Source organism: Bacillus haikouensis (assembly GCF_013179555.1).
In the GTDB taxonomy this organism is placed as follows: domain Bacteria; phylum Bacillota; class Bacilli; order Bacillales; family Bacillaceae_B; genus Rossellomorea; species Rossellomorea haikouensis_A.
Map to the genome: position 1 here is coordinate 1 of NZ_JABMCR010000293.1, position 4,787 is coordinate 4,787.

General features: G+C 45.2%; 6 protein-coding genes. All 6 read left to right on the top strand.

Going from position 1 to position 4,787, the window contains the following annotated elements; all coding sequences use genetic code 11:
• A partial coding sequence (locus HP456_RS19960) for a putative nucleotidyltransferase substrate binding domain-containing protein (protein WP_281358098.1) occupies positions 1 to 359 on the top strand: 359 nt, incomplete at its 5' end.
• 37 nt (positions 360 to 396) lie between these two features.
• Positions 397 to 1,026, top strand: a complete 630-nt coding sequence (locus HP456_RS19965) for a 3'-5' exonuclease (protein ID WP_172254366.1) — start codon at positions 397 to 399, stop codon at positions 1,024 to 1,026.
• A 424-nt stretch (positions 1,027 to 1,450) separates the two neighbouring features.
• A complete protein-coding gene (gene spoIIID / locus HP456_RS19970; protein WP_048004881.1) occupies positions 1,451 to 1,711 on the top strand; it encodes a sporulation transcriptional regulator SpoIIID in 261 nt (86 codons plus the stop codon).
• A 677-nt stretch (positions 1,712 to 2,388) separates the two neighbouring features.
• Entirely contained in the window at positions 2,389 to 3,408 is a 1,020-nt protein-coding gene (locus tag HP456_RS19975) for a rod shape-determining protein (protein ID WP_172254360.1), read from the top strand.
• A 96-nt stretch (positions 3,409 to 3,504) separates the two neighbouring features.
• Positions 3,505 to 4,344, top strand: a complete 840-nt coding sequence (locus HP456_RS19980) for a flagellar hook-basal body protein (protein ID WP_172254362.1) — start codon at positions 3,505 to 3,507, stop codon at positions 4,342 to 4,344.
• 120 nt (positions 4,345 to 4,464) lie between these two features.
• Positions 4,465 to 4,787, top strand: a 323-nt coding sequence (locus tag HP456_RS19985) for a flagellar hook-basal body complex protein (protein WP_172254364.1), incomplete at its 3' end; no start/stop codon positions are given.

The window sequence follows — 4,787 nt, forward strand, 5'->3', positions numbered from 1 at the left end:
CGATCAGGTCGCTGCTTGGTATGCAGAGAAAGGAATTCTCAATGAAAAAAGAGATCCTGTTTCCCTTTCATCATGCTCTTCAAATCCTGAATTTGACGCACGGGAATCATTCGGGGTCTACACTTGAGAAAATAGAGTACCTTGTGGAAAAGGGATCGATTTCAAGCAGGTTTGGAAAGGAGTTGAGAGAAGCGTTTCAAGAATTGATGAACCTTCACATGGAACGTAAGTCGAATAACCAGGGGGACATCGTTGAACTTACCACCATGTCAACGAGGGAGAAAGAAAACCTCTACTATAGCGTAAAAACGATCAGGGAATTCCAGAATATGATGCTTGCCCATTATTCATTAACATAGAAAGGGTGTGAATCCATTCGTTTTTTCCAAAAAGAAGATGACATGTCCCTTGGAATATGATTCTATTCCGATGAACCGGGCGGTCAAAGATTTGAATTTCGTAGTGTTTGATACGGAAACAACGGGTTTCCGGGTCAACGCAGAGGATCGGCTTCTGGAAATCGGTGCCGTAAAGGTGGAAGGGTACAACGTGAAAGAAAAAGTCACCTTTCAAACCTATTCTAATCCAAATCGACTTATTTCTCAGGAAATATCCGGTTTAACAGGAATCGGGTCGAAGGATGTCGAAGCAGCACCACCTGCAGAAAAAGCGATTCGAGGATTCTTTGATTTCCTGCGGGAAAATAAAACGGATTGCCTGGCGGGACATTACGTCAGCTTTGATGAACTTGTACTGAAGAGTGAATTGAAAAGAGCAGGCTGCCAACTTCAGATCGCCCCAAGTCTCGATACACTGAATCTCATCGGTTTCCTGGCGCCCTCCTATGACATGCGTGACCTTGAACGCTATGCTCAAGCATTCGGCACCAGGATGTACCCCCGGCATCGTGCCGTCAACGATGCGCTGACGACAGCGTATTTGTTCGTGGAGCTGTTGGAACATTTATACGATCGGAAGGTTGATACATGGGGAGAACTGCTGCGTGTTGGCAGGGTGAGAGGCTGAGGAGTGGGGCAATTTCGGTAAGATGATGATACCGGGCTCCGAAAACAGAGAATTGAGCGTGGCTCAGTACAATAGGGCGAGGAATCCATTTAACTGCCTCCCTGAACCAAATCAGCCGGCTTATGCCTGGTGTATTTTCAGAAAATTCACCTCAAACCTTGTCCTTATTGTCTTTTTTGTGCATATATGGAGACCTCGGCTAATAAAATGATACAAACCTATCAAAAAAGAGAGTGTTCGAGGTGAGGAATCGTTCTTTTTCTACTTCATAAAAGCCGAATAATTTGTTCATACGTTGTAAGATCAGAAAGCCGCCGCACTAAATAAAGCTTTCTGCCGCCTTGTGCGGTCTGTACTATTTCATTGTTGATATAGCGAGTCTCATTTCACACTTCTCACATCCAATTTAGGGAGGTCGAGTGGTGTGCACGATTACATCAAAGAGAGAACAATCAAGATTGGCAAGTATATCGTGGAGACGAAGAAAACTGTTCGTGTTATTGCGAAGGAGTTTGGCGTGTCCAAAAGTACTGTTCATAAGGATCTGACAGAACGCCTGCCGGAAATTAATCCAGAACTAGCGAATGAAGTGAAAACGATACTTGATTATCATAAATCAATTCGTCATCTGCGAGGTGGAGAAGCCACGAAACAAAAGTACAGAAAAGAAGAGCTCCACAGCTGATCAAAATACGCCAAGCTATGCATTGTTGCGCTTGGTGTATTTTTATGTTTGATTTTAGAGTGGAAAAGCCGGTGCCAGGCACAAAACATCCGATTTGTGCCTGGCACCGTTCTTTATTACAAAGATGTGACCGGGCACTCAGTCAATCAAACATTTACTTTGCTAAGGTTGAAAGAGCCGGTTCCAGCTGTGTTGATTAGAGTAGAAAACGGAGACTCCTGTGGGAGAAGCGAGTTAGGTGAGACTGGTCCAGCTCTGTGACTTAGAGGCATATGTCATAAGTCAAATCGACCAGGGAGGTAAAGGAGGCCGTCGTGGCCAATTTGCCTTATACCACCTGCATCTGAGTAAAGCCTATACGCTTTTCTGCCCGCAGGGAGGTGCTTGAGGATGCTCACCGCCAGCCAGCGGAAAGCTAGGCCCTGCACGGAAATCAACTGCGGCGTCCACTCCTCCCCTAATTTAATCTTCCTGCAACAAAACACACCAATACAAAATATTTTTTCAAATAAATAACAATTTGAATACATTTTTTTGACAAAGAATACGTTCTTTCGACATATTTGTGGTAAAATAATATATTGGGTGAAAGTTTTACCTTATCGGTTTAACGTAATTACATACAGACAATAACTGACATATAAATGAACTGTAAATGAAGAAGGGAGTAACATGAAATGTTTGCGAAGGATATCGGTATTGACCTTGGGACAGCAAATGTCCTCATTCACGTTAAAGGAAAAGGGATCGTTTTAAATGAGCCGTCGGTTGTGGCTCTGGACAAGAACACAAATAAAGTATTGGCAGTGGGTGAAGAAGCCCGCCGCATGGTGGGGCGTACTCCCGGAAACATCGTTGCGATCCGCCCTTTAAAGGATGGGGTCATTGCAGACTTTGACGTAACCGAAGCGATGCTGAAGCATTTTATCAATAAATTGAATGTAAAAGGTTTCTTATCGAAGCCTAGAATCCTGATCTGCTGCCCGACGAATATTACAAGCGTCGAACAGAAAGCAATCAGGGAAGCGGCCGAAAAGAGCGGCGGAAAGAAGATTTACCTGGAAGAAGAACCTAAGGTGGCTGCTATCGGTGCAGGCATGGATATCTTCAATCCGACAGGGAATATGGTTGTCGATATCGGTGGAGGAACAACGGACGTTGCAGTTCTTTCAATGGGGGATATCGTGACGGCTCAGTCCATCAAGATGGCCGGGGATAAGTTCGATCAGGAAATCCTGAACTACATCAAAAAAGAGTACAAGCTTCTGATCGGTGAACGTACGGCAGAAGATATCAAAGTCAATATCGGGACTGTCTTTTCTAACAATCGTGAAGATGCTGAAGAATTTGCGAATGAAATGAACATCCGCGGTCGTGACATGGTATCAGGACTTCCGCGCACAATCACGGTCACTTCAAAAGAAATCGAAGGCGCTCTACGCGAGTCAGTTGCTGTTATTGTACAAGCGGCGAAAAATGTTCTTGAGAAAACCCCGCCTGAGCTTTCTGCAGACATCATTGACCGCGGTGTGATCATCACCGGGGGAGGCGCCCTTCTTCACGGAATGGATCAACTTCTGGCAGAAGAATTGAAAGTTCCTGTCTTTAAAGCGGAAAATCCGATGGACTGTGTGGCAGTCGGTACAGGATTGATGCTCGAAAATATCGATAAGATTTCACGCAGAAAAATCGGCTGATCTTATGGTTGTTTCTGGAAATGAAGTGAACTGATGAAAATTCGTCCAATTAATCCGATAACAGTATGGAAAGCTTGAACGTAAAGAGGTGGAAGTATGTTTCGCGGTTTTTATACAGTAGCAACCGGAATGCTCGCGCAGCAGCGCAAAACAGAAATGTTGACCAATAATATGGCGAACGCGAATACCCCTGGTTACAAAGCTGACCAGGCATCGATGCGTGCTTTTCCAGAAATGCTTTTGGAGAGGTTGGAGTCAGCACAGGTTCCAACGGAGAGAAATTTTTCTATTCCTTTCAATCAAACGGTCGGTACATTAAATACGGGCGTATACATGCAGGAGACGATTCCGAAGTTTCTGCAGGGAGACATCCAGGAAACCGGACGCAAAGCTGATATTGCCCTGGTGAATGGAAATATGCCGACTGATGAAGAATCCGGCATGCAGGGATCGGTTTTCATCACAGTGGAGAGTGCGGGTGGTCCAGGATATACCCGTAACGGGAATCTGACGGTGAACGGGAATGGCTTTTTGACGACAAACAGCGGCTACTATGTATTGGATGAAAATGGTGGACGGATCCAGCTGGAAACGGATGATTTCAAAGTAAGTGAAACAGGAGAAATTCTTGTTGAAGATACAGCGGTCTCACGGCTCGGAGTCGGGTTTTCTGAAAATCCGAACACCATGATAAAGCAGGGTGACGGTTTATTCGTGACAGAAGGCAATGAACCGCTGCAAAATGCTTATGAGGCGGATGGCGTTGTTTTTTCAGCAAAACAAGGGTATCTTGAGCGTTCGAATGTAGATGCTTCGCGTACGATGACTGATATGATGACAGCTTACCGGGCATTTGAGGCAAACCAGAAAGTGCTTCAAGCCTATGACCGAAGCATGGAAAAAGCAGCGAATGAAATTGGACGTGTGAACGGATAGTCATTGTAAAACGCACTTTTCAATTCGGATCGTTTGATTTGAGTACGGCTAAAGCAATTGTAAAACAGCCTCTGAGTTAGAAATTCACAGTGAAATACCTTATAATAAAGGGGAATTGACATGAACCGGACAATGATCACAGCGACAAATACGCTGGGCCAATTGCAAAGACAAATGGATATGATCGGTCAAAACCTGTCGAATGCGGAAACGACCGGATTTAAGCGGAGAGAAGCCTCTTTCGCAGAGTTAATGGTGCAAAATGTACGGAATCAGGAGCGGACCGGAATGGAGATCGGCAGGCTGACACCACTTGGAATCAGGTCAGGTACTGGCGCCAAGCTGTCCCAGGCTCAGTTGATCCTGTCCCAAGGCTCCCTGAAGCCGACAGGACGCTCATTGGACTTTGCGATGACAAGCGATCGGCAGCTCTTTAAGGTGCT

Coding starts and splice junctions, on each gene's coding strand:
- HP456_RS19965 (WP_172254366.1), top strand. CDS start 397: ATGACATGTCCCTTGGAATATGATTCTATTCCGATGAACCGGGCGGTC.
- HP456_RS19975 (WP_172254360.1), top strand. CDS start 2,389: ATGTTTGCGAAGGATATCGGTATTGACCTTGGGACAGCAAATGTCCTC.
- HP456_RS19980 (WP_172254362.1), top strand. CDS start 3,505: ATGTTTCGCGGTTTTTATACAGTAGCAACCGGAATGCTCGCGCAGCAG.